General features: G+C 68.2%; 27 protein-coding genes and 2 tRNA genes. 14 read left to right on the forward strand and 15 right to left on the reverse strand.

What is annotated here, in order from left to right; all coding sequences use genetic code 11:
• Positions 1-52: 52 nt before the first annotated feature.
• From AC07U4_RS04720 to relB, 3 genes are read right to left on the reverse strand one after another with little or no spacing between them, the layout of a single operon-like run.
• Entirely contained in the window at positions 53-976 is a 924-nt protein-coding gene (locus AC07U4_RS04720) for a class I fructose-bisphosphate aldolase (RefSeq protein WP_495179959.1), read from the reverse strand.
• Between the two features lie 26 nt (positions 977-1002).
• Entirely contained in the window at positions 1003-1329 is a 327-nt protein-coding gene (locus tag AC07U4_RS04725; protein ID WP_495179958.1) for a type II toxin-antitoxin system PemK/MazF family toxin, read from the reverse strand.
• On the reverse strand, positions 1320-1544 hold the full coding sequence (gene relB, locus AC07U4_RS04730; RefSeq protein WP_038660352.1) for a type II toxin-antitoxin system RelB family antitoxin: 225 nt from the start codon (positions 1542-1544) through the stop codon (positions 1320-1322). The genes AC07U4_RS04725 and relB overlap by 10 nt, the downstream gene beginning before the upstream one ends.
• Before the next feature lie 124 nt (positions 1545-1668).
• Between relB and AC07U4_RS04735 the strand changes: the two genes are divergently transcribed.
• Positions 1669-2175 carry a TlpA family protein disulfide reductase gene (locus AC07U4_RS04735; protein ID WP_495194602.1) on the forward strand — a complete coding sequence of 169 codons (507 nt, stop codon included), beginning with the start codon at positions 1669-1671 and terminating at the stop codon, positions 2173-2175.
• Positions 2176-2193: 18 nt separating this feature from the next.
• On the opposite strand, the gene AC07U4_RS04740 is transcribed toward AC07U4_RS04735, so the two are convergent.
• The 3 genes from AC07U4_RS04740 to gap form a co-directional block, all read right to left on the reverse strand.
• Entirely contained in the window at positions 2194-3387 is a 1194-nt protein-coding gene (locus tag AC07U4_RS04740) for a phosphoglycerate kinase (RefSeq protein ID WP_171009308.1), read from the reverse strand.
• 138 nt (positions 3388-3525) lie between these two features.
• Complete coding sequence (locus AC07U4_RS04745) at positions 3526-3993, reverse strand: MOSC domain-containing protein (RefSeq protein WP_495194603.1); 468 nt, start codon at positions 3991-3993, stop codon at positions 3526-3528.
• 4 nt (positions 3994-3997) lie between these two features.
• Positions 3998-5008: a type I glyceraldehyde-3-phosphate dehydrogenase gene (gap, locus tag AC07U4_RS04750; protein ID WP_038660361.1), complete on the reverse strand. Its 1011-nt coding sequence runs from the start codon at positions 5006-5008 to the stop codon at positions 3998-4000.
• A 174-nt stretch (positions 5009-5182) separates the two neighbouring features.
• On the opposite strand from gap, the gene AC07U4_RS04755 reads away from it, so the two are divergent.
• From AC07U4_RS04755 to AC07U4_RS04770, 4 genes are all read left to right on the forward strand, one after another.
• Positions 5183-5365, forward strand: coding sequence for a hypothetical protein (locus AC07U4_RS04755; protein ID WP_038660364.1), 183 nt, complete (start codon positions 5183-5185; stop codon positions 5363-5365).
• Positions 5365-5667, forward strand: a complete 303-nt coding sequence (locus AC07U4_RS04760; protein WP_137896971.1) for a cell division protein ZapA — start codon at positions 5365-5367, stop codon at positions 5665-5667. Before AC07U4_RS04755 ends, AC07U4_RS04760 begins: the two co-directional genes overlap by 1 nt.
• A gap of 261 nt (positions 5668-5928) precedes the next feature.
• Complete coding sequence (locus AC07U4_RS04765; protein WP_038660371.1) at positions 5929-6465, forward strand: 5-formyltetrahydrofolate cyclo-ligase; 537 nt, start codon at positions 5929-5931, stop codon at positions 6463-6465.
• Entirely contained in the window at positions 6462-6668 is a 207-nt protein-coding gene (locus AC07U4_RS04770; protein ID WP_038660374.1) for a DUF2842 domain-containing protein, read from the forward strand. The genes AC07U4_RS04765 and AC07U4_RS04770 overlap by 4 nt, the downstream gene beginning before the upstream one ends.
• A 31-nt stretch (positions 6669-6699) precedes the next feature.
• On the opposite strand, the gene AC07U4_RS04775 is transcribed toward AC07U4_RS04770, so the two are convergent.
• The 4 genes from AC07U4_RS04775 to AC07U4_RS04790 form a co-directional block, all read right to left on the reverse strand.
• Positions 6700-6776: transfer RNA gene (locus AC07U4_RS04775), tRNA-Asp, on the reverse strand.
• Between the two features lie 91 nt (positions 6777-6867).
• Positions 6868-6944: transfer RNA gene (locus AC07U4_RS04780), tRNA-Asp, on the reverse strand.
• Positions 6945-6997: 53 nt separating this feature from the next.
• On the reverse strand, positions 6998-8239 hold the full coding sequence (locus tag AC07U4_RS04785) for an AI-2E family transporter (protein WP_038660377.1): 1242 nt from the start codon (positions 8237-8239) through the stop codon (positions 6998-7000).
• A gap of 54 nt (positions 8240-8293) precedes the next feature.
• Complete coding sequence (locus tag AC07U4_RS04790) at positions 8294-9985, reverse strand: class I adenylate-forming enzyme family protein (RefSeq protein ID WP_052075515.1); 1692 nt, start codon at positions 9983-9985, stop codon at positions 8294-8296.
• Positions 9986-10152: 167 nt separating this feature from the next.
• On the opposite strand from AC07U4_RS04790, the gene AC07U4_RS04795 reads away from it, so the two are divergent.
• The 5 genes from AC07U4_RS04795 to AC07U4_RS04815 all read left to right on the forward strand — a co-directional run bounded on the left by AC07U4_RS04795 (position 10153) and on the right by AC07U4_RS04815 (position 16783).
• The gene (locus tag AC07U4_RS04795) at positions 10153-11373 is read left to right on the forward strand and encodes a serine hydrolase domain-containing protein (protein WP_495194604.1); all 1221 of its coding nucleotides are present in this window, start codon (positions 10153-10155) and stop codon (positions 11371-11373) included.
• Between the two features lie 21 nt (positions 11374-11394).
• Entirely contained in the window at positions 11395-13407 is a 2013-nt protein-coding gene (locus AC07U4_RS04800; RefSeq protein WP_495194605.1) for a 3-hydroxyacyl-CoA dehydrogenase NAD-binding domain-containing protein, read from the forward strand.
• An 86-nt stretch (positions 13408-13493) separates the two neighbouring features.
• Positions 13494-14684, forward strand: coding sequence for an acyl-CoA dehydrogenase family protein (locus AC07U4_RS04805; protein WP_495194606.1), 1191 nt, complete (start codon positions 13494-13496; stop codon positions 14682-14684).
• A gap of 96 nt (positions 14685-14780) precedes the next feature.
• On the forward strand, positions 14781-15905 hold the full coding sequence (locus AC07U4_RS04810) for an acyl-CoA dehydrogenase family protein (protein WP_495194607.1): 1125 nt from the start codon (positions 14781-14783) through the stop codon (positions 15903-15905).
• Complete coding sequence (locus AC07U4_RS04815) at positions 15905-16783, forward strand: acyl-CoA thioesterase (protein WP_495194608.1); 879 nt, start codon at positions 15905-15907, stop codon at positions 16781-16783. Before AC07U4_RS04810 ends, AC07U4_RS04815 begins: the two co-directional genes overlap by 1 nt.
• On the opposite strand, the gene AC07U4_RS04820 is transcribed toward AC07U4_RS04815, so the two are convergent.
• From AC07U4_RS04820 to AC07U4_RS04840, 5 genes are all read right to left on the reverse strand, one after another.
• Entirely contained in the window at positions 16780-17859 is a 1080-nt protein-coding gene (locus tag AC07U4_RS04820) for an energy transducer TonB (protein ID WP_495194609.1), read from the reverse strand. The two genes, AC07U4_RS04815 and AC07U4_RS04820, sit on opposite strands and share 4 nt — an antisense overlap.
• A 40-nt stretch (positions 17860-17899) precedes the next feature.
• Positions 17900-18700, reverse strand: a complete 801-nt coding sequence (locus AC07U4_RS04825) for an SDR family NAD(P)-dependent oxidoreductase (RefSeq protein ID WP_038660398.1) — start codon at positions 18698-18700, stop codon at positions 17900-17902.
• A 4-nt stretch (positions 18701-18704) separates the two neighbouring features.
• Positions 18705-19757, reverse strand: a complete 1053-nt coding sequence (locus AC07U4_RS04830) for a phosphotransferase family protein (RefSeq protein ID WP_495194610.1) — start codon at positions 19755-19757, stop codon at positions 18705-18707.
• Between the two features lie 43 nt (positions 19758-19800).
• Entirely contained in the window at positions 19801-20883 is a 1083-nt protein-coding gene (locus AC07U4_RS04835) for a Zn-dependent alcohol dehydrogenase (RefSeq protein ID WP_495194611.1), read from the reverse strand.
• A 121-nt stretch (positions 20884-21004) separates the two neighbouring features.
• Complete coding sequence (locus AC07U4_RS04840) at positions 21005-22267, reverse strand: acyl-CoA dehydrogenase family protein (protein ID WP_495194612.1); 1263 nt, start codon at positions 22265-22267, stop codon at positions 21005-21007.
• A gap of 152 nt (positions 22268-22419) precedes the next feature.
• On the opposite strand from AC07U4_RS04840, the gene AC07U4_RS04845 reads away from it, so the two are divergent.
• The 4 genes from AC07U4_RS04845 to AC07U4_RS04860 all read left to right on the forward strand — a co-directional run bounded on the left by AC07U4_RS04845 (position 22420) and on the right by AC07U4_RS04860 (position 25833).
• Positions 22420-23673, forward strand: coding sequence for a TetR/AcrR family transcriptional regulator (locus AC07U4_RS04845; RefSeq protein ID WP_137896958.1), 1254 nt, complete (start codon positions 22420-22422; stop codon positions 23671-23673).
• Positions 23670-24440 (forward strand): thioesterase family protein, encoded by a 771-nt coding sequence (locus AC07U4_RS04850; RefSeq protein WP_495194613.1) that lies wholly within the window; start codon positions 23670-23672, stop codon positions 24438-24440. The genes AC07U4_RS04845 and AC07U4_RS04850 overlap by 4 nt, the downstream gene beginning before the upstream one ends.
• A gap of 128 nt (positions 24441-24568) precedes the next feature.
• A complete protein-coding gene (locus AC07U4_RS04855; RefSeq protein ID WP_495194614.1) occupies positions 24569-25042 on the forward strand; it encodes an EF-hand domain-containing protein in 474 nt (157 codons plus the stop codon).
• A 71-nt stretch (positions 25043-25113) separates the two neighbouring features.
• Positions 25114-25833, forward strand: a complete 720-nt coding sequence (locus AC07U4_RS04860; protein ID WP_038660416.1) for a response regulator — start codon at positions 25114-25116, stop codon at positions 25831-25833.
• Positions 25834-25874: the final 41 nt, after the last annotated feature.

The raw sequence follows: 25874 nt of genomic DNA on the forward strand, positions 1-25874 counted from the left end.
GCCCCCTACATGGATCACCGCCCCGGCGAAAGCCGGAGCGGCACATGGGCGATCAGGCCGCCTCGCCCTTGTAGATGGCGATCAGCTTGCCGAGCATGTCGAGCGCGTCCTCGCGGCTGCGCTGGAAGGTGTTGCGGCCGATGATCGAGCCGTTGCCGCCGCCCGCCAGAATGTCGCGCGCGTCCTGATAGACCGCGTCGGCGCCCTTGGCGGCGCCGCCCGAGAAGACGACGATGCGGCGGCCGGCGAAGCTCGCCTGCACGACGTGGCGGACACGGTCGGCCTGGTTGGACCAGTCGGTGCCCTCATAGACGCGCTTGGCCTCTTCCTGCTCGATATGCGCGGACGGCAGCTTCACCTTGATGATGTGCGCGCCGAGCAGCGCCGCCATGTGGGCGGCATAGGCGCCGACATCGAGCGCCAGTTCGCCGTCCTTCGACAGCTTGCCGCCGCGCGGGTAGCTCCAGATCACGGTGGCGATGCCGACCGACTTGGCCTCCTCGCTGAGCTCGCGGATCTCCTCCATCTGCTCGAAGATGCCGTCCGAGCCCGGATAGATGGTGAAGCCGATCGCGGCGCAGCCGAGGCGCAACGCGTCGGAGACGCTGGCGGTCACCGCCTGATCGATGGTGGTCGCCCAGCTGTTCGAGCTGTTGAGCTTGAGGATCGTCGGGATCTGCCCGGCGAAGGTGTCGGCGCCCGCCTCGAGCGGCCCGAGCGGCGCGGCATAGGCCGACAGGCCGGCGTCGATCGCGATCTGATAATGGTAATGCGGGTCGTAGGCGGGCGGGTTGACCGCGAAGGAGCGCGCCGGGCCGTGCTCGAAGCCCTGATCGACGGGCAGGATCACCAGCTTGCCGGTGCCGCCCAATTTGCCCTGCATCAGGATGCGGGCGAGGTTCGCCTTCACCGCGGGGCTGGTCGCTTCGTATTTGTCGAGGATGGCCTTGACGGCGGGGGTGACGGTGGTGGTCATGGGTCGGCTCCTTGGGTCGGATAGGGTCAGAGCATCAGCCAGCGGCGCAGCGCCTGGTCGATCTGCTCCATGCGGGTGGGGCTGGCGTGACCGATCACCCGGGTGATCCGCTCGCGCGCGACGCTGGAGATGCGGTCGATCTGCACCTCGCATTCCGCGGTCAGGCCATTGTGCTCGCGCGGCGACATCACCACCCGGAACAGGGCCTCGCCGCCGATGACGTTGGTCAGCGGACAGACGGTGATCGTCGCATGCGTCGCGTTGAACAAATCGGACTGGACGACGACGCAGGGCCGTGCCGCTTCACCGCCCGGTCCGTCCACCAGAGCGATGGCACCGTGCGCTATCTCCACGCGGCACCGTCCTGCCAGAACACAACATCCTCGACCGAGGCGCGGGCGGAGGCGCGAGTCGACTGGCGGCGTGCCTCGCGACGATAGGCGTCGTCGTGCAGATCGACGTAGCGGCGCACCGCCTCGCGTGCGATATCGCTCTTGCTGCGCCCCTGGGTGCGCGCGACCGCGGCGAGCCGCTCTTCCAATTCGGTATCGAGTCGTACGCCGAGCATGCCACCTGCCTGTTAAACGCGTTTAACATAGCCCGGTCGTGGCGGGCGATCAACCGCTTAGGTCGGCGATATTGACGATGCCGCGAATGTCGTGATCAATCGGCGCCCGGGGGGAAAGATCATCATGCGGCTGCTTCATCTGGCCTCGGCCCTGGCGCTGGCGATCACGCCCGTCCTGTCGACGGAGGCGGCGCCGCGGTCGGGGCTGATCGGCCAGCCGGCGCCCGATTTCGAACTGACGCTGATCGATGGCGGCAAGGTCAGGCTCGCCGACCTGCGCGGTCAGGTCGTCGTGCTCAACTTCTGGGCGACGTGGTGCGGGCCGTGCCGCCGCGAATTGCCGCTACTCGACGGTTATTATCGCTTGCAGAAGCAGCACGGGTTGCGCGTCTTCGCGGTGGCGACGGAGGATTCGGTGCCGGCGCGGCTGATGAAGCCGCTGTTCGCGGCGATGGCGATCACGCCGACCAAGCGGGTCAAGGGCCGCTACGAGCTGATCGGCGGGGCGGTGCCGACCAATTACATCATCGATCGCGCCGGGATCGTCCGCTACGCCAAGGCGGCGGCCTTCGACCTGGACGACCTCAACACGATCCTGACACCGTTGTTGAACGAGGCGCCGCCCGCCTGAGCGGCGCCTCGCTGTGCGTCAGCGGCCGATCAGCGCGGCGACGCCGGGCAGGTCCTTGCCTTCCATCCATTCGAGGAAGGCGCCGCCGGCGGTGGAGACGAAGGTGAAGCGGTCGGCGACCCCGGCCTGATTGAGCGCGGCGACGGTGTCGCCGCCACCCGCGACCGAGACGAGGCTGCCGTCCTGGGTCAGCGCCGCGGCGGTGCGTGCGAGGCTGACGGTGGCGACGTCGAAGGGCGGCGTCTCGAACGCGCCCATCGGGCCGTTCCACACCAAAGTACGGCAGTTCTTGAGCACGTCGCCCAGCGCCTCGACCGCGCTGGGGCCGACGTCGAGGATCATCTCGTCGGCGGCGACCTCATGGACGTTGACGGTGCGCACCGGCGGATTGGCGCGGAATTCCTTCGCCACCACCACGTCGTACGGCAGGTGGACGGTGCAATTGGCGCGGTCCGCCGCTTCGAGGATCTCCTCGGCGGTGCCGGTCAGGTCATGTTCGCACAGCGACTTGCCGACGTTGACGCCGCGCGCGGCGAGGAAGGTGTTGGCCATGCCGCCGCCGATGATGAGGTGATCGACGCGGGTGACGAGATGCTTGAGCACGTCGAGCTTGGTCGACACCTTGGCGCCGCCGACCACCGCGGCGACGGGATGCTCGGGGTTGCCGAGCGCCTTTTCGAGCGCGACGAGTTCGGCCTCCATCGCGCGGCCGGCGAAAGCGGGCAGCACATGCGCCAGCCCCTCGGTCGAGGCGTGCGCACGATGCGCGGCGGAGAAGGCGTCGTTGACGTAAAGGTCGCCGAGTTTTGCAAATCTCTCAACGACTTGCGGGTCGTTCTTCTCTTCGCCGCCGAAGAAGCGAGTGTTTTCGAGGATGGCGATATCGCCGGGCTGGAGCATGGCGACCGCATCCTCGGCGCCCTCCCAGTCGATGTAGCGGACCTCGCGGCCGAGCACATGGCTGTAGGGCCGCGTCAGCATCGCCAGCGACATCTCAGGGTTCGGCACGCCCTTGGGACGGCCGAAATGGGCGAGGATCAGCACGATCGCGCCGCGGTCGGCGAGTTCGGTGACGGTCGGCAGCGTCGCGCGCAGCCGCGTATCGTCGGTCACCGCACCATCCGCCATCGGCACGTTGAGGTCTTCGCGGACGAGCACACGCCGGCCGCTGATCTCACCCATATCGTCGAGCGTCTTGAAGGCCTTGGTCACATCGTCTTCCTTCGCGTCGGTTGGAATTCAGGGGCTCCCAGACCCGTTCGTACTGAGCTTGTCGAAGTACGGTGAGTCCCACTTGCCCTTCGACAGGCTCAGGGCGAACGGCTGGGGGAGCAAATATACCTACGTCATCTAGGGCCGGATCACCGTCACCGCATCGCCGAGCGCGATCCGCCCGCCAGCCTTGACGCGCGTACAGGCGCCGCCCCGCCAGTCGGGGGTCAGCGCCGCCTCGAGACCGGGCGCGACCGCCTCCATGCGGAAGCAGGGATCGCATTCGACGGTGATCTCGAGCTCGATCGTGCCGATCCGGATCCGCGTCCCCGGCACCTGCGGAATGTCGATGCCGTCGAGCAGCAGATTGGCCCGCCGCTCCTGCCACGGGATCGCCTGACCGAGTTCGGCCATCGCCGCCTGCCAGTCGCCGCGCTCCATCAGCGTTACCTGACGGCGGCCGCGGCCATTGGGCTTGACCCGCCCGCGGCAATCGCCGTCGAGACCGCCGTCGACGGTCACCTCGACCGTCTCCAGCAGCTCCATCGGCCCCTTGGGACGGGCATGCCGGGCGATCCCGACCAGCACGCCGCCCGGCATGGCCATCGGCTTAGAGGAAGCTCGCCATTACGGTCGCGGTGTCGACCATGCGGTTGGAGAAGCCCCATTCATTGTCGTACCAGCTCACCACGCGGACGAGCTTGCCGTCGAGCACAGCGGTTTCGAGACTGTCGACGGTCGAGGACTGCGGCGAATGCATCAGGTCGATCGAGACGAGCGGCTCGTCCGAATAGACCAGCACGCCCTTCAGCGGACCGTCTTCCGACGCCGCCTTGAGGATCGCATTGACCTCGTCCTTGGTCGTGTCGCGCTTCGGCGTGAAGGTGAGGTCGATCAGGCTGACGTCGGGCACCGGCACGCGGATCGCCGACCCGTCGAGCTTGCCCTTGAGCTCGGGCAGCACCTCGCCGACCGCGCGGGCGGCGCCGGTGGTGGTCGGGATCATCGACATCGCGGCGGCGCGGGCGCGGCGCAGGTCCGGGTGGATCTGGTCGAGGATCTTCTGGTCGTTGGTGTAAGCGTGGACGGTGGTCATCAGGCCGCGTTCGATGCCGATCGCGTCGTTGAGCACCTTGGCGACCGGCGCGAGGCAGTTGGTGGTGCACGAGGCGTTCGAGACGATCGTGTGCTCGGCGGTCAGCTTGTCGTGGTTGACGCCGTAGACGACGGTCAGGTCGACGCCCTTGCCGGGGGCCGAAATCAGCACCTTCTTGGCGCCGGCATCGATATGCTTCTGGCAGGCGACATTGTCAGTGAAGAAGCCGGTGCATTCGAGCACCAGCTCGACGCCCAATTCCTTGTGCGGCAGATTGGCAGGATCGCGCTCGGCGGTGACGCGGATGCGCTTGCCATCGATGACGAGGTCGTTGCCTTCCGCGACGACGGTGCCGGGATATTTGCCGTGGACGCTGTCGCGGCTGAACAGCCACGCGTTCGATTTGGCGTCGGCCAGGTCGTTGATCGCGACCAGCTCGAGGTCGCCGGCGTTGCGCTCGATGATCGCGCGGGCGACGAGACGTCCGATGCGTCCGAAGCCGTTGATCGCAACCTTCACCGTCATCTGGTCTCTCCTCGCGTGTGCATGAACTGCGCGACGCATCGGGCCGCGCTGGGCGCGCCAGCCTTTGCGAGGGTGCGGCCCATTCTGTCAACCGCGCGCGGCGTGCGCCGGTCCGATTGCGGGACGGGCTTTGCCCGCTTGCCGCTCGCCCCGGCCGCGCCTACGTCGCCTGCCATGCCCGACACTCCCAGTGCGGTCGATCGCATCGATGCCGCGATCGCCCGAATCGAATCCGCCATCGACTCCCGCGCCCGGGCCGGGGACGCGCTCGCCCGCCGCCACGCCGCGCTGAAGGCGCGGATGGCCGAGGCGGTGGCGGCGCTGGACGACGTCATCGCGCGCGGCACGGCCTCCTGATGGCCAATGTCACGCTGACCATCGGCACCCGGCCGTTCACCGTCGCCTGCCGCGACGGCGAGGAAGCGCGGCTGCAACAGCTCGGGCGGATGCTCGACGAGCGCTGGCCGACGGCGTTGCGCGCGGCGGCGAACATTCCCGGCGAGCGGGCGATGCTGTTCGTCGCGCTGATGCTGGCCGACAATCTCGACGAGATTCAGCAGCGCCCGCCCGAGGGCGCGGCGGTGAGCGAACCGGCCCTGGCACGGATCGCCGACCGGCTGGAAGCGCTCGCCAACGCGCTGGAGCGCGATCCGGGGTGATTGGGGGGCGGGATAGGTGGCCGCACCCATTGCCACCACCCCCGCGACGCACTAGATCATGAGGCGGCGGGTTCTGCCCGGTACGAGCCTTACTTTATCCCTGAGGCTATTCATCATCCAAGGGGGCTGTCCCTGCTAGGACCCTGGTCCGAAGTATATGGTCCCCACCTGACGTTACCAGGCGTCGGCGGATACTTTGGCACACGGCCACGGCGGTCCCGCCACCCGCCCCTTCCCTCCCGCGCGCAGCGAACCGGAGCGATGACCGACAAGCTCGCCCTTCGCGCCCGATTGCGCGCCGTCCGCGATGGCTTCGCGCGCGATCGTGCCATCCTCGTCGCGGACGCATTCCGTGCGCGGCTGCGCGAGGGTCTCGTCGTCGCCGGCTATATGCCCCTCGGCAGCGAGGCGGACCCAGCCCCGCTCATCGCCGCCGCCCGTGCCGCCGGATGCCGCATCACGCTGCCCCATGTCACCGGCCGCAGCGCACCGATGCGCTTCCTCGCATGGGACGCGGCGACACCGCTCGTCGCGGGGCTCTATAGCCTGCTCCAGCCCCAGGCCGACGCCCCCGAATTGCGCCCCGACATCGTCCTGACGCCGCTGGTCGGCTTCGACCGCGCCGGCCATCGGCTCGGACAGGGGGCGGGCTATTACGACCGCGTCTTCACGCAGCTCCCCGACGCCTGGCGCATCGGCATCGCCTGGTCGGTGCAGCAGGTCGACGCCTGCCCAGCCGACCCGTGGGACGTGCCGCTGCACGCCATCGCTACCGAATCGGATTGGATCGTCCCATGACCCCCAGTTGGCGCAAACCCGCAGGCGTCCTGCTCATCCTGATGCTGATCGGCCTGTGGTGCGCGATCGTGGTCAGCGCGTCGGGGATCATCGGCGGCTGGCCGTGGTGGCTGCAACTGCCCTTCTATCTCGTCACCGGGATCGTGTGGATCATGCCGATGAAGCCGCTGCTGCTCTGGATGGAAACCGGACGCTGGCGATAGGGATCGGGGGGGGCATCATCCGTGAACCGGATGGCGCGAGTGACGGGGCTCGAACCCGCGACCTCCGGCGTGACAGGCCGGCGCTCTAACCAACTGAGCTACACCCGCGTGATACGCGGTCGGAGCAGATCGTCCGCCCGACCGGCGACGCGACATACTCCCGCATGTTCCGAAGACTTTCCCGTTCCCGAGGAGGGAATGGCGCGAGTGACGGGGCTCGAACCCGCGACCTCCGGCGTGACAGGCCGGCGCTCTAACCAACTGAGCTACACCCGCCTGAAAGCGTTGAGGCGCGCCAACTAGGCGAGGTGCGGGGGGGTGTCAACGGCCTATTCGCGCGCCGGATCGTTCCCGCCCTCATCGCGCTTCCGGCGAGCGCGTTCCTGCTGCACCAAGGTGCCGTGTTCGAACAGGAAGCCGGCGATATCGGGCTTGCCCGCCGCGCCGAGCACGGTCTGGATGATGATGAGCAGCGGCACCGCGAGCAGCGCCCCCGCCGTCCCCCACACCCAGCCCCAGAAGCTGATCGAGACGAGGATCATCAGCGGGCTGATCGTCAGACGGTGGCCGACGATCAGCGGCGTGATCGCATTCGCCTCGAGGAAGTGGCAGCCGATCATCACCGCCGGCGGCAGCATCGCCACCCAGATGTCGGTGAAGGTCATCATCCCGCCGATCGCCAGCAGGAAGGCGGCGATGATCGGCCCGAAATAGGGGATGTAGTTGAGCAGCGCGACGATGCCGCCCCACATCAGCGGCGACGGCATGCCGATGAAATACAGCGCGCCGGCGACGACGCCGCCCAGCGTCAGGTTGATGAGCGTGATCGTGCCGAGATAGGCCGAGACGTCGTCGACGACGTCCTGGATCACCCGCGCGGTCGCCATCGCGCCGTCGAAGCTGGTACGGCCGGTGATCGTCTTCTTGCGCATGCCGGTCCAGCCGGAGAGGAAGAAGAAGACGATCAGGATGCCGAAGAAGAACTGGACGATCACCGTCGGCGCCGAGGTGGCGGCGAGTTCGAGGATCGAGCTGGGCGGCGCGACCGCGGCGGTCTGCGGCTGGCGCACCGGCGTGGAGGCGATCTGCCGGAACATCTTGTTCACCGACTTTTCGAGCGTCGAATAGAGGTCGAGCAGCGGCGACAGATTGTGCTGGATGCGGCTGATCCGGCTGGGGAGCAATTGGAAGAAGTCGGTCGCGGGGACGACGATCGCCGCGATCACGACGTTGACGATGATGAGGAAGACGAGGACGCAGAACAGCGCGGCGATCGCCGACGGGATGCGGCGCCGCTCCAGCCATTCGAGCACCGGCACCAAGGCGATCGCGATGACCAGTGCGATGGTCAGCGGCATGAAGAATTCCGCCCCCGATTTCAGCGCGAACGGAATGCCGAGCGTCAGGCCGATGCCGGCGATCAGCGTCAGCGCGGCGAGCAGACGGTCGCGGCGCTGCGCGATGCGGCCGATCTCGCTGCGCGTGCCGGGCAGCAGCGGCGCGCCGAGCGCGACCTGCTCCTCGGGCGTGATGACGGAAGCGGGGGATATCGAAGCGGGATCGTCGGCCATAGCCCTTCACCCTAGCGCATTTTCGGCCGCCGCCACCGTGGTTCTTGCGATTGGTCAGCCGGCATCGGCGAACAGCGCTTTCAGCTCCTTCTTCAGGATCTTGCCATTGGCGTTGCGCGGCAGCGGCGTGGCCATGAAACGGATCGCGACCGGGACCTTGAACCCGGCCAGCCGGGCGCGGACGAAGGCCTGCAACTCGGCCTCGTCCGCGGTGCAGCCGGGGCAGAGATGGACCACCGCCGCCGGCTCCTCGCCGAGCGTCCGGTGCGGAATGCCGACCAAGGCCGCGTCGGTGACCGCGGGGTGGGCGTAGAGGACGTTCTCGACCTCGATCGAATAGATGTTCTCGCCGCCGCGGATGACGATGTCCTTGGCGCGGTCGGCGATGAACAGGAACCCTTCGGCATCGATTCGCGCCAGATCGCCGGTACGCACCCAGCCGTCGACGAAGGTCGCCGCGGTCGCCTCCGGCTTGTTCCAATAGCCTTTGGCGATCATCGGCCCGCGCGCCCACAATTCGCCGATCGTATCGGGCGGCAGCACGGTGACGCCATCCTCGCCGCGCACCTCGATGTCCGCCGCCGCGACCGCCGCGCCGGCGCTGTCGGGACGGTTGAGATAATCCTCGCCGCCATGCTGCGTCACCGTCGCGGTCGTCTCGGTCATTCCCCAGCCGTTGCCGGGCAGCGCGCCGAATTCCTCGTAGATGCGCCGGACCAGCTCGGGCGCGGAGGGCGCGCCGCCATAAGCGATCGAATCGAGCGACGAGAGGTCGTAGCGGTCGCGATCGGGGTGTTCGAGCAGCTGCCAGGCGATGGTCGGCACGCCGCCCGTCAGGTTGACCCGCTCGCGCGCGATGATCTCCAGCGCACGCGTCGCATCCCATTTGCGCATGAAGACCAACGTCGATCCGGTCGCCACCGACCCCATCATCCCCGCCGAACAGGCGGTGACGTGGAACAGCGGGATGACGGTGAGCGCGACGCGCGGCGTCGGATCGGGCGGCGCCTCGCCGCGGCGCAGATAGGCACGCGCGGCGGTAAAGCCGCTCGACAGGATGTTGCTGGTCAGGTTGCGGTGCGTGCCCAACGCCCCCTTGGGCGCACCGGTGGTGCCGCTGGTGTAGAAGATCGTCGCGTCATCCTCGGGGGCCAGCGCCGCCGCAGGGAGCGCCGCATCGGGCAAGGACGGCCAGTCTCCCGGCGTCCCGATGACCGATTCGAGCCGCGTCGCGCCGGTGACATCCGCGGCGGCGCGGGCGACGAGGACGTGTGCGAGATCGGGCAAGCCGGCATAGAAAGGCGCCAGCCGGTCGTGGCGCTCGGCATCGGCGATCAGCGCCGTCGCGCCCGAGTCGCGCAGGCCGTAATCCAGCTCCGCTCCGGTCCACCAGGCGTTGAGCGGGACGACGATCGCGCCGATCGAAACCGCGGCGAAGAAGGCGACCGGCCATTCGGGCAGGTTGCGCATCGCCAACGCGACGCGGTCGCCCTTGCCCACCCCGCGCGCGACCAGATCGGCGGCGAGCGCGGCGACGGCGCGATGATGCGCGTCGTACGTCACCCGCTCGTCCTCGAAGACGACGAACAGCCGGTCGCCGTGCGCGCGACTCGCCGAAACCAGATCGCGCAGCGTCGGCGGCGCGTTCTTCCAGACGCGGGTCGCGACGCCCTGGAGGACGATCGTCTCCATCTCGAACTTCGCGCCCGGCGCGGTCAGCAGCGCATGCGCCTGCGCGATGGACATCGCCGGCCATGACGCCGGCAGCGGGACAACCGAAGCGCTTGGCAAAACTGCATCCTTTCGTCGGCGAGGCCTGCAGCGACCTGCGTTTCGACGAAAGGTTACTGTTGATTCCGGCCCCGCTCAAGGCAATAGAGGACAAAGTTTAGAAATCGGGGTATGGCAACAGGATGACCAATGCGACCGCCTCCGCGACGGGTTTCGATGCCGGCCGCCTCGCCGCGATCGATGCCTTTCTAAAGGCGCGGTATCTCGACACCGGGCTGCTCCCGCACGCGCAGCTGCTGATCGCGCGCGACGGCGAGATCGTCCATTTCTCGCATCAGGGTGCGGCGCGCGAGGGCGGCGCGCCGATCGACGACCGGTCGCTGTTCCGCATCGCGTCGATGACCAAGCCGATCACCTCGATCGCGTTCATGATGCTGGTCGAGGCGGGCAAGGTGGCGGTGGATACGCCCGTCCATCACGTCCTGCCCGCATTCAAGCAGCTCGGCGTCTACAATGGCGGGGGCGCAGGGGTGCCGTTCGCGACGAAGCCGACCGCGGAGCCGATGCGGATGCTCGACCTGCTGCGGCACACCTCCGGGCTGACCTACAGCTTCCAGAACCGGTCGAACGTCGACGCCGCCTATCGCGAGGGGCGGATCGAAAGCTGGCACGGCAATCTCGACCTCGACGGCTTCGTCGCCGCATTGGGCAAATTGCCGCTGGAATTCTCGCCCGGTGAGGGCTGGAACTATTCGGTCGCCACCGACGTGCTTGGCGCGGTCATCGAGCGGGTGTCGGGCCAGACGCTCGACGCCTTCTTCGCGGAGCGGATCTTCGCGCCGCTCGGCATGGACGACACCTTCTTCCAGGTGCCGGCCGACAAGATCGACCGGCTGACCGATTGCTATACGCTCGGCGAGGACCGGCAGCGTATCCTCTACGACCGCGGCGAGGCGAGCGCGTGGAGCCGGCGCCCGAAGCTGCTGTCGGGCGGTGGCGGGCTGGTATCGAGCGCGCTCGATTATCACCGCTTCTGCCGGATGTGCGAGAATGGCGGGACGCTGGACGGCGTGCGCATCGTCGGGCGCAAGACGCTCGATCTGATGACGATGAACCATCTGCCCGGCGGGAAGGATCTCGCCAGCCTGTCGCGCTCGCTGTTCAGCGAGACGCAGAATGCCGGCACCGGTTTCGGCCTCGGCTTCGCGGTGACGCAGGACGTCGCGAAGACGATGATCCCGGGGTCGCAGCGCGAATATTATTGGGGCGGCATGTTCTCGACCGCCTTCTTCATCGATCCCGTCGAGCGGCTGCACATGGTGTTCATGACGCAGTTCAGCCCGTCGAGCCTCTATCCGATCCGCCGCGAGCTGAAGACGATGATCTACGCCGCGCTCAACTGACGATTAGCGAAGGACCGTTCCATGACTTCACCGATCCGCACCGAACGCCATGGCGAGGTGCTCGTCATCATATCTGACAATCCGCCGGTCAACGCACTCGGCGCGGCGGTGCGGCAGGGCCTTGAGGGGGCGATCAAGGAGGGCGTCGCCGATGCGACGGTCGAGGCGATGGTGATCCGCTGCGACGGCCGCACCTTCTTCGCCGGCGCCGACATCACCGAATTCGGCAAGCCGATGGTCGAGCCCGGCCTGCCAACGGTGGTCGACATGATCGAGGCATCGACCAAGCCGGTGGTCGCGGCGATCCACGGCACCGCGCTCGGCGGCGGCTGCGAGGTGGCGCTCGGCTGCCATTATCGCGTCGCGGTGCCCTCGGCGAAGATCGGCACGCCCGAGGTGAAGCTCGGCCTGCTGCCCGGCGCGGGCGGCACGCAGCGGCTGCCGCGGATCGCTGGGGTGCGCGTCGCGCTCGAACTGACCGCCAAGGGCGATCCGATTCCGGCGAAGAAGGCGCAGGAGGCCGGGCTGATCGACCGGATCGTCGGCGAGGACAGCCTGGAGGCCGATGCGATCGCCTTCGCCCGCGAGGTCAAGGCAAAGCAGCCGATTCCGCGGGCCTCGGAAAAGAAGGCGAAACCCGATCCCGAAGCGGTCGCCGCGTTCCAGAAGGAGAACGCCCGCCGCTTCCGCGGCTTCGACGCGCCCGCCGCCAATATCGCCTGCGTCGTCAAGGCGACCGAGCTGCCGTTTGCCGAGGGCATCGCCTTCGAGCGGCAGGAATTCATGCGGCTGATGATGGGCAACCAGTCCGCCGCGCAGCGCCACATCTTCTTCGCCGAGCGGCAGGCCGCCAAGATCGACGACGTGCCCGCCGATACGCCGCGCCGCCCGATCAACCGCGTCGGCGTGATCGGTGCCGGCACGATGGGCGGCGGCATCTCGATGAACTTCCTGTCGGCCGGCATCCCGGTGACGATCGTCGAGATGCAGCAGGAGGCGCTCGACCGCGGCGTCGCGACGATCCGCAAGAATTACGAGGCGACCGCCGCCAAGGGCCGGATGAAGCCCGAACAGGTCGAGGCGGCGATGGCCGCGCTCACCCCGACGCTCGATTTCGACGCGCTGGGCGAGTGCGACCTCATCATCGAGGCAGTCTATGAGAATATGGAGGTGAAGCAGGAGATCTTCGCCCGGCTCGACACGATCGCCAAGCCCGGCGCGATCCTCGCCTCCAACACCTCCTATCTTAACATCGACGAGATCGCCGCCTGCACCGCCCGGCCGCAGGACGTGGTCGGCATGCACTTCTTCTCGCCGGCCAACGTCATGAAGCTGCTCGAAGTGGTGCGCGGCGCGAAGACCGCACCCGACGTGCTCGCGACGGTCATGGACCTCGCCAAGAAGATCAGGAAGGTCGCGGTGGTCGCCGGTGTCACCTATGGCTTCATCGGCAACCGCATGCTGATGCCGCGGCAGGTCGAGGCGAACAAATTGCTGCTCGAAGGCGCGACGCCGGAGCAGATCGACCGCGTCCATGTCGCCTTCGGCATGCCGATGGGGCCGTTCCAGATGGCCGACCTCGCCGGCGTCGATATCGGCTGGCACCGCGATCCCAATCGGATCGAGAATATCCGCGACGCGCTCGCCGCCGAAGGGCGCTGGGGGCAGAAGAAGCAGGCGGGCTTCTACGATTATGACGAGAAGCGGAACCCCACCCCCTCTCCCCGCGTCGCCGAGATCATCGACGAATGGCGGGCGAAGACCGACACGCCGCAGCATGACGTCACCGACGAGGAGATCATCGAGCGCACGCTCTACACGATGGTCAACGAGGGCGCGCTGATCCTCGAGGAGGGGATGGCGCAGCGCGCGTCCGACGTCGATGTGGTGTGGATCTATGGCTATGGCTGGCCGGTCTATCGCGGCGGGCCGATGTTCTGGGCGAAGACCGAAGGGTACGAGAAGGTCGTCGCCGGACTGGAGAAGCACGGCTTCCCGGTCGCCAGGAGCCTGAAGAGCGGCACCATCAAATAACAGTCCGTTTGCCCCGAGCCAGTCGAAGGGCAGTGTGACCCACCGTGCTTCGACAGGCTCAGCACAAACGGCGGAGAAGACATGACATGACCGACACCGACCTCGACACTTTCCGCTCGGACACCCGCGCATGGCTGGCGGAGAATTGCCCGCCCGAAATGCGCGAACCGGTCCGCGCCGACACCGACGTCTGCTGGGGCGGGCGCAATTTCGCGCCGTCGTCGCCGGCACAGAAGGACTGGCTCGACCGGATGGCGGCGCGCGGCTGGACCGTCCCCGACTGGCCCAAGGCCTATGGCGGCGGCGGGCTGTCGGCGGCGCAGACCAAGATCCTGCGCGAGGAGATGGCGGCGATCCGCGCGCGCAATCCGCTCAATTCGTTCGGCATCTCGATGCTCGGGCCGGCGCTGCTCAAATATGGCACCGAGGAGCAGAAGCTGGAGCATCTCCCCAAGATCGCCCGCGGCGAGATCCGCTGGTGCCAGGGCTATTCCGAACCCAATGCCGGTTCCGACCTCGCCGGGCTCGCCGCCAGCGCCGAGGATGCGGGCGATCATTATATCGTCAACGGCCAGAAGGTGTGGACCAGCTATGCCGACAAGGCCGACTGGATCTTCTGTCTGGTGCGCACCAGCAAGGCATCGAAACAGGGCGGGATCAGCTTCGTGCTGTTCGACATGGCCTCGCCGGGCGTCTCGACCAAGCCGATCCTGCTGATCAGCGGCTATTCGCCCTTCTGCGAGACCTTCATGGACGATGTGAAGGTGCCCAAGGCGAACCGCATCCACGACGAGAACAAGGGCTGGGACGTCGCCAAATATCTGCTCGGCCACGAGCGCGAGATGATCTCGGGCATGGGGCTGGCGACCGGCGGGCGCAATCCCTTGGTCGAGGGGGCGATCGCGACGATCGGGCTCGATCATGACGGGCGGCTGGCGGACCCGGTGCTGCGCACGCAGATCGCGCTGTTCGAGGTGCGCGCCAAGGCGTTCGCGGCGATGTCCGAACGGTTCATCGACGAGCTGAAGGCGGGACGCGCGCATCCCGCGCAGCCGAGCATGATGAAATATGTCGGCACCGAGCTGAACAAGGATCGCTACGAGCTGATGATGGCCTCGGGCGGCTCGGACTCGCTCGAATGGGAGAGCGAGCGTTCGCGCACCGGCGCGATGCCGCGCGCCTGGCTGCGCACCAAGGCCAATTCGATCGAGGGCGGGACGAGCGAGATCCAGCTCAACATCATCGCCAAGCGGATCCTCGAGCTGCCCGGCGCCTGATCCCTTGTGCTCCTGCGCAAGCAGGAGCCCGGAGCCACATAGCGGAACGCCTGGAACCCTGGGTTCCGGCTTCCGCCGGAACACGAAAGTTTCCCGATGCCCCTCTACCTCAACGACGAACAGACGATGCTCCGCGATACGGCGAAGGACTTCATCGCCGAACACGCTCCCGTCGGCCATTTGCGGTCCTTACGCGACGGCAACGACCCGACCGGTTTCAGCCGCGACCTGTGGAAGCAGTTCGCCGAAATGGGCCTCAACGGCGTATTGATCCCCGAGGCGCAAGGCGGGCTCGGGCTCGGCCATGTCGAGGCGGGCGTGGTGCTGGAGGAGATCGGCCGCAACCTGTCCCCCTCCCCCTTCCTCGCCACCGCGGTCGCGGCGGTCGAGGCGCTGAAGGGCTCGGCGCAGGCGGAGCGCTGGTTTCCCGGCATCGTCGCCGGCGAGACGGTGGCGGCGCTGGCGATCGACGAGGGCGCCAAGCATCGCGACCGGATCGCGATGACCGCGGAGCGCTCCGGCAACGGCTTTCGCCTGACCGGCGCGAAGCAGTTCGTCACCCATGGCCATGTCGCCGATCTGCTGATCGTCGCGGCGCGCACCGCGGGGTCGCCCGACGAGGCCGAGGGCGTCACGCTGTTCGCCGTACCGACGGACGCCGCCAACCTCACCGCGACACCCGAGCGGCTGGCGGATTCGAGCCTCGCCGCGCGGATCGCCTTCGCGGGCGTCGAGGTCGATGCCGATGCGGTGATCGGCGAGGTCGATGGCGGGCGCGGGCCGCTCGACCGGCTGCTGCGCGCGGGCCGGACCGGTGCGGCGGCGGAGCTGCTCGGCGTCGGCGGCGGCGCGATGGACATGACCGTCGGCTATCTCAAGGAGCGCAAGCAGTTCGGCGTCGCGATCGGCAGCTTCCAGGCGTTGCAGCACCGCGCCGCGCATCTCTATGCCGAGATGGAGGTGGCGCGCGCCGCGGTGCTCAAGGCGCAGCAATTGCTCGACACCGGTGCCGAGGCGGACGCCGCGGTATCGATCGCCAAGGCGATGACCGGCATGGCGACGACGCTCAGCGTGCAGGAGGGCATCCAGATGCACGGCGGCATCGGCATGACCGACGAATATGACATCGGCTTCTACATGAAACGCGCCCGCGTGCTCGCCGAGATGTTCGGCGACGTCGGCTTCCATGCCGACCGGCTGGCGAAGGCGGCAGGCTATTGATGGGTGAGCGTACGCCCGAAGAGCTGGCAGCGATGCTCGTCGCGCTGCTCGACGTCGAGGAGATCGATACCGACCTGTACCGCGGTTCGCGCCAGCCGGGCGGCCGCGGCCGGGTGTTCGGCGGACAGGTGATCGCGCAGGCGTTGCAGGCGGCGCAGCGCTCGGTCGAGGGCAAGGACGCGCATTCGCTCCACGCTTATTTCATGCGTCCGGGGGATGAGAATTTTCCGATCATCTATCGGGTGACGCGCGACTTCGACGGCCGCAGCTTCGCGACGCGACGCGTGGTGGCGGTGCAGAAGGGTCAGCCGATCCTCAACCTCGCCGCCTCGTTCCAGATGCCCGAGGAAGGCCTGCACCATCAGGACGCGATGCCCGACGTTCCGGGTCCGGAGACGCTCAGGTCGGAACGCGAATTGCGCCTCGCCATCGCGGATCAGGTGCCGGAAAAGTTTCGCGACTTCTTCACGCGGCGGCAGAATGCGATCGAGATGCGGCCGCTTTACCCGCGCAGCTGGTTCGCGCCCGAGAAGCGCGCGCCGAGCAACGCCGCCTGGTTCCGCACCGCGGCGGCGATCGGCGACGATCCGGCGGTGCATCGCGCCGCGCTGGCCTATGCGTCCGACATGGCGCTGCTGGCGACGTCGATGATGCCGCACGGCGTCAACTGGCTGATGCCCGAGATGCAGACCGCCAGCCTCGACCATGCGCTGTGGATCCACGAGCCGTTCCGCGCCGACGCATGGCTGCTCTATACCACCGACAGCCCGTGGGCGGGCCACGCGCGCGGCATGAACCGCGGCAGCATCTTCACGCAGGACGGGCGGCTGGTCGCGAGCACGGCGCAGGAAGGGCTGATCCGCCGGCGGACGGTCTAGCCCGGGACGGCCTTGTTGACTGCCGGCATGCGATAGAAGACCCGTTCGATACAATCGGTATAGCCGTGCGGCGACGGTTTGAACGTGACGTTGCCGATCATCGCTTTGGCAGCCTCCCCGAATTCGCTCGTTGGCTCGGACGCCAGCATGCGGATGTTGCCGGTCGCGCCCCAGGAGGCGACGTCGAAGGCGATGATCGCCCAGCCTTCGATGCTGCGCCGGCTATAGCGCTCAGGGTAGAACAGCGCCGGCTTGCGCTCGAAATCATGCTCCTTGGGACAGGTGGCGTCGGCGGGGCGGACGCTGTCCTCTTCGGGCGCCGGCGGCGCAGGCAGGGTCGCCGCCCCCTTCCAATAAGGAAAGAAGCAGCCCGTGCGGGCGCCGCGCTCGAAACGCGATGTCGCGACGGCACGCACCGATGCCTGATCCAATGCGGGCGTGCCGCTGGTGGCGGTGATGTGCGGCCTGACCGGCTTGCCGGAGCGATCGAGGTCGTAGCCGACCATCGACCAGCTACGGTAACCGGGCTGATCGGGCAGCGCCTTGAAATGCGGGAAGGCGCGGAGCAGCACCTCGGGGACCGGATCGGTGCAGGTCGATCCCGGAGGACGCACGCGATCCCACACGGCCCGCGGCGGCGGTTCATTGGGGAACACGCTGTAGGCGACGAGGTCGGCAACCGGCGCGACGGCGATCGCGTCGGTCCGGGCGGTGAAGGTCACGGTGCAGCGGCTGCGTTCGCCTCCCGGCGCGAAGCGACTCGCGGCGAACGCCGGCACGACGTCGGCCATGGCGAACTGATAGTCCGGGTTCACGCGGACGATCGACAAGGGACGGCCGGTCGCATCGATACGGAAATCCAGCGTCACCGGTCGCAACACGGCCGGATATAGCCAGGCGAGCGCATGCTGCGGGTCGGGTCGGCGGATCATGCGCTCGGCGCGCGGCGTGTCGCCGCTCCCACGACACAGCGCCGGGCTCATCACCCAACTGACGAGCTGTTGTTCGCCCGGCGGCGCGGGCGGCGGCGGGATGTCGGCGGCCGCCAGGGCGACGACGGTGAGGAGCGCGAGCATGGCGTCATCCTGATCCGCTATGATGACGGCGGCAAGTCGCTCATACCGCGGTCTTGCCATACTCCTGCCGGGTGACGGGATGGCTCGACGACAGGCCGCCGTCGACCGCGATCACCTGACCGTTGACGTAGCTGGCGTCGTCCGACGCGAGGAACAGCGCGACTTTCGCCAGTTCCTCCGGCTGCGCGCCGCGGCGCAGCGGGTTGAGACGGCCGATCCGATCCTCCTTGCCGACGTCGCGGGCATAATCGAACACCGGCTGCGTCATGCCCGTCTCGGTCAGACCGGGACACAGCGCATTGACGCGGACGTTGCTGCCCGAAAGCTGCTGCGCGGCGACCGCGGCGAGGTTGATGACGCCCGCCTTGGACGCGGAATAGGCGGGCGAGCCCGCGCCCGAGCGGATGCCGGCGACGCTGGCGGTCAGCACGATCGCGCCGCCGCCACGCTCGGCGATATGCGGCGCGGCATGTTTGATCGCGAGGAACGGTCCGACCAGATTGACGCGCAGCACCTCGGTGATCAGCGCGACATCGGTATCGAAGATATTGGCCATGCCGCCCGAGATACCGGCATTGGCGAACATCACGTCGAGCCCGCCGAACGCATCGCGGGCGAGCGCGATCGCGCGGATCACGTCGTCCTCGTCGCCAGCGTCGATGCGGATCGCGCGGGCGGTGCCGCCGGCGGCGGCGATCTGCGCGGCGGTCTCGTCGGCGCCCTCGGTGCGATCGGCGACGACGACGCGGCCGCCCTCGGCGGCGAACAACAGGGCGGCGGCGCGGCCAATGCCGCTTCCCGCGCCGGTGACGACGATCGATCGGTCGGTGAAACGGGCCATGGCGTCAGGCTCCTGCGGCTTGCGCGAAATGCCAGCTCGCCGCGGCGAGGCGATGGACCTGCGCCGCCGACCGCTCGGCCTGCGCGCTCGACGCGGTGCCGTCGACGATCCGCTTCTTGATGCCCTGGACGATGCCGGTCAGGCGGAAGAGGTTGTAGGCGAAATACCAGTTGAGATCGGGAACGCCGTCGCGGCCGGTGCGCGCGCAATAGCGCTCCACCATCTCCTCGATCGTCGGAATGCCCGTCTCCGGCCCGGTCTGCCCCTTCACGCCAGATCGCCCCTCGGGCTCGGTGACCCAGCTCATCAGGAAATAGGAGAAATCGGCGAGCGGATCGCCGAGCGTCGACAGCTCCCAGTCGAGGACCGCGACGACCCGCGGCTCGGTGGCATGGAAGATCATATTGTCGATGCGATAATCGCCGTGGACGATCGACGTGCGCGTCTGTTCGGGGACGGTGCGCGGCAGGAAGGCGATGAGGCGTTCGACCTCGGGCATCGGCTCGGTCTCGCTGGCGCGATATTGTTTCGTCCAGCGTTCGACCTGCCGCGCGAAATAATTGCCGGGCTTGCCGTAATCGCCGAGGCCGACGGCGAAATGGTCGGTATTATGCAGGTCGGCGAGCGTGTCGACCATCGCATTGTAGAGGCCCGTGCGCTCGGCCGGAGCGAAATCGGGCAGCGTGCCGTCCCACAGGTTGCGGCCCTCGACCAGCGCCATCACGTAGAACATCGTGCCGACGACGCTCTCGTCGGTGCACAGGCCATAGGGTCTGGCGACGGGGAAGCCGGTGGGATGGAGACCGGCGATCAGGCGATATTCGCGGTCGACCGCATGCGCCGACGGGAGCAGCACACCGAACGGCTTGCGGCGCAGCACATAGGCGCCCGACGGGCTGTCGATCCGATAGGTCGGGTTGGACTGGCCGCCGGCAAATTTCGCATAGGTCAGCGGACCGGTGAAGCCGGCGACGTTCGCCTCCATCCACGCGGTGAGTTTCGCCTCATCGAGGCGGTCCTTGTCGGCGACGGGGATGGTGTCGGATGCGATGGTCATGATGCTCGGCTCCTCGCCGCCAAGACGGTGAAGGAAATGATCCTCACCCGAAGGTAATCACGGTGCGCGTCGCGTCGCCCTTGCGGAGTTCGGCGAAGGCATGGTTGATCCGCTCTAGCGGCAGGCGCTCTGCGATGATCGTGTCGAGATCGAGCGCGCCGCGCAGGTAGAAGTCGACGAGGCGCGGGATGTCGACCGGGAAACGGTTGCTCCCCATCAGTCCGCCCTGCAGCTTCTTGCCCGAGAGCAGGTCGATCGCCGACAGGCCGACCGACTCGCTGGGCGGCAGCATGCCGAGGATCGTCGCGGTGCCGCCGCGGCGCAGCACCTTGACCGCGGTGGCGGCGCTCTGCGGCCGTCCGACCGCCTCGATCGCGTGATGGACGCCGCCGCGGGTGAGTTCGATCACCTCGTCGGCCGCGGTCGGGGAGCCGGCGTCGATACTGTGCGTCGCGCCGAGCTTTTCGGCGAGCGCGCGCTTCTCCGCCACCGGATCGAGCGCGATGATCTTGCCCGCGCCCGCGATCTTCGCGGCGTTGATCGCGGCGAGGCCGATGCCGCCGCAGCCGACGACGCATACCGTCTCGCCGGGCGTCACGTCGGTGGTGTTGAACACCGCGCCCGCGCCGGTGGTCACCGCACATCCAAGCAACGCCGCGCGATCGAGCGGCATGTCGCGGTCGATCGCGACGCAGGCGTGTTCATGGATCAGCATCTGTTCGGCATAGGCCGACAGGTTGAGCATCTGCGCGACCGGCCGGTCGCCGAGCATCAGCCGCGGCGGCGCCCCCTTGGGGCGGCGGACGGCGGCGTCGACGCACAGCGACATGCGGCCGGTGACGCAGAATTCGCACTGGCCGCAATAGGCCGACAGGCAGGTGACGACGTGGTCGCCGACCTTGACCGTGCGCACCTCGCTGCCGATCGCCTCGACGACGCCGGCGGCCTCGTGGCCGGGGATCGTCGGCAACGCATGCGGGTAGATGCCGTCGACGAAATGCAGGTCGGAGCGGCAGACGCCGACCGCCGCGGTGCGGATGAGGACCTCGTGCGCAGCCGGCGCCGAGACGGTGACCTCCTCGATGCCGAGCGGTTGTTTGGGTTCGAAGAGGATGGCGGCTTTCATCGGATGTTCCTTTCGCAATCAGCGGATCGCGCGCACCCTCACCCTTCGCCGGCTCCGCCGGCTCTTCCCTCTCCCGCCGGGAGAGGGAGGGAGACGCGAAGCGTCGGAAGGGTGAGGTCGGTTACCGCACCGGCCGCTCGGCTGCATAGTCCCCGTATTTGCCGAACTCCGCCCGCGCGATCGCGCGATTGTGGACCTCGTCCGGTCCGTCGGCGAAGCGCAGCGTGCGCATCGCCGCCCAGGCGTGGGCGAGATGGAAATCCTGCGACACGCCGCCGCCGCCATGCGCCTGGATCGCGTCGTCGAGGATCTGCAGCGCCATATTGGGCGCGGCGACCTTGATCATCGCGATCTCGAGCTGCGCCGATTTGTTGCCCGCCTTGTCCATCATGTCCGCCGCCTTGAGGCATAGCAGCCGCGTCATCTCGATATCGATGCGCGCCTTGGCGATCCGCTGTTCCCACACCGAATGGTCGGCGATCCGCTTGCCGAAGGCGACGCGCGACAACAGCCGCTTGGCCATCGCCTCGATTCCCGTTTCGGCGACGCCGATCGTGCGCATGCAATGATGGATACGCCCCGGCCCGAGCCGCCCCTGCGCGATCTCGAACCCCCTGCCCTCGCCGAGCAGCACGTTCTCAACCGGCACGCGCACGTCCTTCATCACCACCTCGCCATGGCCGTGCGGCGCGTGGTCATAGCCATAGACGCTGAGCATCCGCTCGATCGTCACACCGGGGGCGTCCATCGGCATCAGGATCATGCTCTGCTGCGCATGGCGCTTGGCCGAGGTATCGGTCTTGCCCATCACGATCGCGACCTTGCAGCGCGGATCGCCGACCCCGGACGACCACCATTTGCGGCCGTTGATGACGTAATGATCGCCGTCGCGCACCATCGACGTCTCGATATTGGTGGCGTCGGACGAGGCGACCGCAGGCTCGGTCATCAGGAAGGCCGAGCGGATCTCGCCGCGCATCAGCGGGCCGAGCCAGCGCTCCTTCTGCGCGCGCGTGCCGTAGCGGTGGAACACCTCCATGTTGCCGGTGTCGGGGGCGGAGCAGTTGAACACCTCCGACGCCCAGTCGACCTTGCCCATCTCCTCGGCGCACAGGGCATATTCGAGGTTGGTGAGCTGCGTCCCCTCGAATTCGAAACTGTCGTCGACGTGCGTCTGGCCGGAATTGGGCGGCATGAAGAAATTCCACAGGCCCGCCGCCTTCGCCTTTTCCTTGCACGCTTCGATGACCGGGATCACCTTCCACCGCTCGCCGGCATGCGCCTGCGCGTCATGCTCGGCCTGGCGCGGGCGGATCTCCTGATCGATGAAGGCGCGCACCCGGTCGCGGAAATAGGTTTCGCGTTCGCTCAGCGTGAAGTCCATGCGCCTCTCTCCGACGTGTCTGCACATGGTCTAGGCCGTACCGCACATTCGGTAAAGTGGCGGGAGGGGACGAACCGGGCGTTTTTCACGCCTGATCCCGGGCGATGGAGAAAACACTGTTTCTTCTAAACCGGCCTTGGTAGACGGGCGGGATGGATGAGACGGAGGCGGACGCCGGCAGCGCCACGGGAGACGAGGAACAGGGGACGAAGCGTTTCCGCGCGAAACGCGACGCGATCCTGTCCGCCGCCGCCGAGGCGATCAACGAGCAGAGCGCGAAGGGGATGACCTTCGCCGACGTGGCGCGGCGCGTCGGGCTCAACACCACCAGCGTCACCTATTACTTCAAGCGCAAGGAAGATCTGGCGGCGGCGGCGTTCGAGCATACGCTCGACCAGCTGCTGGCGATGATCGACGAGGCGGGACATGCGACGACCCCGCGCGAACGCGTGCGGCGCTATCTCGCGCTCAACATGGAGCGGCTCGCACGGGTGCAGCGCGGCGAGGAACGCGCGATGGCGGTCCTGTCGGACCTGCGCGCCACCGAGGAGCCGAACCGTACCCGATTGATGAATCGCTGGCGCGAAGTGTTCCGGCGGACGCGCGGCCTGTGGGGTCCGCCGGCCAATCGTGCCGAGACCGACCTGTTCGGTGCGCGGGCGCACGTGCTGCTCGAAAACACCTTCTGGCTGCCGGTGTGGCTGGTCCGCTACGAGCCCGATCAATATGCGCGGGTCGAGGCGCGGCTGATGGACGTGTTCGACCACGGCATCGCCGTGCCGGACGGTCGCTGGGCGCCGCAACCCATCGACCTGACCCACGAGGAGAGCGAGCCCGGGCGCGCGGCGTTCCTGCTGGCGGCGACGCGGCTGATCAACGAGCTCGGCTATCGTGGCGCCTCGGTGCAGCGGATCGCGGCGGAGCTCAACGTCACCAAGGGCAGCTTCTACCATCATCTCGACGCCAAGGACGATCTGGTCATCGCCTGCTACCGGCGCAGCTTCGACACGATCTCCGACGCGCAGCGGCTCGCCGACGCGGCGGGCGGGACGCATTGGCAGCGGCTGGCGAGCACGATCGCGACCCTGCTCGACGTGCAGTTCGCCGAGCGGACGCCGCTGTTGCGCACGACCGCGCTGTCCGGGCTGCCCGGCGTGGTCCGCACCGCGATGGTCGACCGGTCGAACCGGATCGCGCGCCGCTTCGCCGGCACGATGATGGACGGCATCGCCGAAGGGTCGATCCGCGCGGTCGACGCGCTGGTCGCGGCGCAGGCGTTGATGGCGTTGCAGAATGCCGCGTTCGACATGCGGAAATGGGCGGCGGCGATGCCGCGCGAACGCGCCGTGGCGATGTATGCCTCGACCTTGCTGTTCGGGCTGTTCGACGACAGGGCGCTGCGGTGACGACGCTCGGCGCGGTGATCGCCGGACTGGAGCCGGCGGCGCAGGGCTGGCGCGGCACGGTGCCGGATACGTGGTTGCAGGGGCGGACGGCCTATGGCGGCCTGTCCGCGGCGCTGGCGCTGCATGCGGCGATGGGCGCGGACGTCGATTTGCCGCCGCTGCGTTCGGCGCTGGTGGCGTTCGTCGGGCCGGTGAGCGGCGCGATCACGGTGCGCGCCGAGGTGCTGCGACGCGGGCGCAACGCGGCGTTCGTGCAGGCGGACGTGTCGGGCGAGGCAGGCCTGGGGTTGCGCGCGACCTTCGTCTTCATGCGCGCGGTCGAGTCGGGGGTGGAGCATCGGGTCGGCCGCGCGCCGCACGTCGCCCCGCCGGGACCGGCGGACACGATCTTGCGCGGCCATCCGGCGGTCGCCTTTTCGCAGCATTTCGACATGGTCGACCGGCATGACGCCGATGCGGCCGAATGGCTGCGCTGGGTGCGGCTGCGCGACCGCGACGGCGTGCATCCGCTGGTCGCGCTGCTCGCGGTGGCGGATTGCCTGCCGCCGGTGGCGCTGAAGCTGCTCGGCCGGCCGGCGCCGGTGAGTTCGATGACGTGGCAGCTCAACCTGCTGGGCGAAGCGCCGACGACCGACGACGGCTGGTGGCTGCTGCGCTCGACGAGCGATTATGCGTCGGCGGGCAGTTCGAGCCAGGCGATGGCGATCTGGGCGACGGACGGAACGCCGGTCGCCGAGCAGATGCAGAGCGTCGCGGTGTTCGCCTGACGCGATCGGCGACCGCCGCATGCGACAGATTGCGACAAATTCCGGCCCCCGGGACATACGGCCGCGACATGCAGCGGCCATAAGGAGATGATGCGGCAGGGATCGGCCCGCCGGGGGTGGAGGACGTCATGATATCGATGCGGTTCGGGCTTGCGATCGCGAGCGGGTTGTTGGCGACGGGTGCGGTCGCGCAGACCATGCCCCCTGCCCCACCGCCCGGCGGCGGGATGATGCGGCTGGACGCGAACCACGACGGCGTCATCACGCGGGCGGAGATGATCGCCGAGGCGGAAGCGCGCTTCGCCGCGATGGATACCAACAAGGACGGCAAGGTGACGCCCGAGGAACGCGACGCCGCGCGTGAGGCGATGCGCGCGCAACGCGGCGGCGGTGAGGGACCGCGCGGCGGCGGCGGGATGCGCGCCGGCGGCGACCGGGAGATGACGCGTGCCGACGCACTCGATCGGGCGGCCAAACGCTTCGACCGGCTCGACGCCAATCATGACGGCAAGCTCGACGCGACCGAACTCGCCGCGGCGCGACCGATGCGCGGCCCGCACGGCAGCGGCGACATGCCCCCGCCCGCCGCACCGGCGCAGTAACATCTTGACCGGGCGGGCGATTGTCCGCCCGGACTTTGCAGGAAGGGCGCGCCGTGGCTAATGCCGAACCGATGGGAGACATGCCGCACCTGCTGCTCGTCGACGACGAGCGTTCGATCCGCGAACCGCTCGCGCAATATCTGACCAAACAGGGGTTTCGCGTCACCCAGGCGGCGGATGCGGAGAGCGCGCGGACGCGGCTCGCCGCTTATGCGATCGATCTGGTCATCCTCGACGTGATGATGCCGGGCGAGGATGGCCTGTCGCTGTGCCGGCATATCGCTGCGACCAGCGATACGCCCGTCATTCTGCTCACCGCCAAGGCGGAGGAGACCGACCGCATCGTCGGGCTGGAGATGGGCGCCGACGATTATGTCGTGAAACCCTTCTCGCCGCGCGAACTGGCGACGCGGGTCAAGGTGGTGCTGCGTCGTCTCACCGCCGGCGGCGCGCGCCAGCATGCGCCCGAGAGCGGCTCCTATGCCTTCGCCGGCTGGGTGCTCAAGACCGGCGAGCGTGCGCTGGTCGATCGCGAGGGCGTGTCGGTGCCGTTGTCGACCGGCGAATACAATCTGCTGCTGGCGCTGGTGACGCGGCCGCGGCAGGTGCTGACCCGCGACCAGTTGCTCGATCTGACGCAGGGGCGCGAGGCGGCGGCGTTCGATCGCGCGATCGACAACCAGATCAGCCGCCTGCGCCGCAAGATCGAGGCGGATGCCAAGCTGCCCGAGATCATCAAGACGGTATGGGGCGGCGGCTATACGCTGGCGGCGGAAGTTACCCGGCTGTGAGGCCGACGCTGTGAGACTCTGGCCGCGCAGCCTTGCCGGGC

The organism is Sphingomonas sp. GW821-FHT02B09 (assembly GCF_059421875.1).

What these genes read in the sequence shown, in the direction of transcription:
- AC07U4_RS04800 (WP_495194605.1), top strand. Translation starts at nt 11,395, where the DNA reads ATGACTTCACCGATCCGCACCGAACGCCATGGCGAGGTGCTCGTCATC.
- AC07U4_RS04745 (WP_495194603.1), bottom strand. Translation starts at nt 3,993, where the DNA reads ATGGCCATGCCGGGCGGCGTGCTGGTCGGGATCGCCCGGCATGCCCGT.
- AC07U4_RS04825 (WP_038660398.1), bottom strand. Translation starts at nt 18,700, where the DNA reads ATGGCCCGTTTCACCGACCGATCGATCGTCGTCACCGGCGCGGGAAGC.
- AC07U4_RS04810 (WP_495194607.1), top strand. Translation starts at nt 14,781, where the DNA reads ATGCCCCTCTACCTCAACGACGAACAGACGATGCTCCGCGATACGGCG.
- AC07U4_RS04820 (WP_495194609.1), bottom strand. Translation starts at nt 17,859, where the DNA reads ATGCTCGCGCTCCTCACCGTCGTCGCCCTGGCGGCCGCCGACATCCCG.
- AC07U4_RS04795 (WP_495194604.1), top strand. Translation starts at nt 10,153, where the DNA reads ATGACCAATGCGACCGCCTCCGCGACGGGTTTCGATGCCGGCCGCCTC.
- AC07U4_RS04765 (WP_038660371.1), top strand. Translation starts at nt 5,929, where the DNA reads ATGACCGACAAGCTCGCCCTTCGCGCCCGATTGCGCGCCGTCCGCGAT.
- gap (WP_038660361.1), bottom strand. Translation starts at nt 5,008, where the DNA reads ATGACGGTGAAGGTTGCGATCAACGGCTTCGGACGCATCGGACGTCTC.
- AC07U4_RS04845 (WP_137896958.1), top strand. Translation starts at nt 22,420, where the DNA reads ATGGATGAGACGGAGGCGGACGCCGGCAGCGCCACGGGAGACGAGGAA.
- AC07U4_RS04720 (WP_495179959.1), bottom strand. Translation starts at nt 976, where the DNA reads ATGACCACCACCGTCACCCCCGCCGTCAAGGCCATCCTCGACAAATAC.
- AC07U4_RS04830 (WP_495194610.1), bottom strand. Translation starts at nt 19,757, where the DNA reads ATGACCATCGCATCCGACACCATCCCCGTCGCCGACAAGGACCGCCTC.
- AC07U4_RS04860 (WP_038660416.1), top strand. Translation starts at nt 25,114, where the DNA reads ATGGGAGACATGCCGCACCTGCTGCTCGTCGACGACGAGCGTTCGATC.
- AC07U4_RS04760 (WP_137896971.1), top strand. Translation starts at nt 5,365, where the DNA reads ATGGCCAATGTCACGCTGACCATCGGCACCCGGCCGTTCACCGTCGCC.
- AC07U4_RS04855 (WP_495194614.1), top strand. Translation starts at nt 24,569, where the DNA reads ATGATATCGATGCGGTTCGGGCTTGCGATCGCGAGCGGGTTGTTGGCG.
- AC07U4_RS04735 (WP_495194602.1), top strand. Translation starts at nt 1,669, where the DNA reads ATGCGGCTGCTTCATCTGGCCTCGGCCCTGGCGCTGGCGATCACGCCC.
- AC07U4_RS04785 (WP_038660377.1), bottom strand. Translation starts at nt 8,239, where the DNA reads ATGGCCGACGATCCCGCTTCGATATCCCCCGCTTCCGTCATCACGCCC.
- AC07U4_RS04815 (WP_495194608.1), top strand. Translation starts at nt 15,905, where the DNA reads ATGGGTGAGCGTACGCCCGAAGAGCTGGCAGCGATGCTCGTCGCGCTG.
- AC07U4_RS04770 (WP_038660374.1), top strand. Translation starts at nt 6,462, where the DNA reads ATGACCCCCAGTTGGCGCAAACCCGCAGGCGTCCTGCTCATCCTGATG.
- AC07U4_RS04790 (WP_052075515.1), bottom strand. Translation starts at nt 9,985, where the DNA reads ATGTCCATCGCGCAGGCGCATGCGCTGCTGACCGCGCCGGGCGCGAAG.
- relB (WP_038660352.1), bottom strand. Translation starts at nt 1,544, where the DNA reads ATGCTCGGCGTACGACTCGATACCGAATTGGAAGAGCGGCTCGCCGCG.
- AC07U4_RS04805 (WP_495194606.1), top strand. Translation starts at nt 13,494, where the DNA reads ATGACCGACACCGACCTCGACACTTTCCGCTCGGACACCCGCGCATGG.
- AC07U4_RS04840 (WP_495194612.1), bottom strand. Translation starts at nt 22,267, where the DNA reads ATGGACTTCACGCTGAGCGAACGCGAAACCTATTTCCGCGACCGGGTG.
- AC07U4_RS04755 (WP_038660364.1), top strand. Translation starts at nt 5,183, where the DNA reads ATGCCCGACACTCCCAGTGCGGTCGATCGCATCGATGCCGCGATCGCC.
- AC07U4_RS04835 (WP_495194611.1), bottom strand. Translation starts at nt 20,883, where the DNA reads ATGAAAGCCGCCATCCTCTTCGAACCCAAACAACCGCTCGGCATCGAG.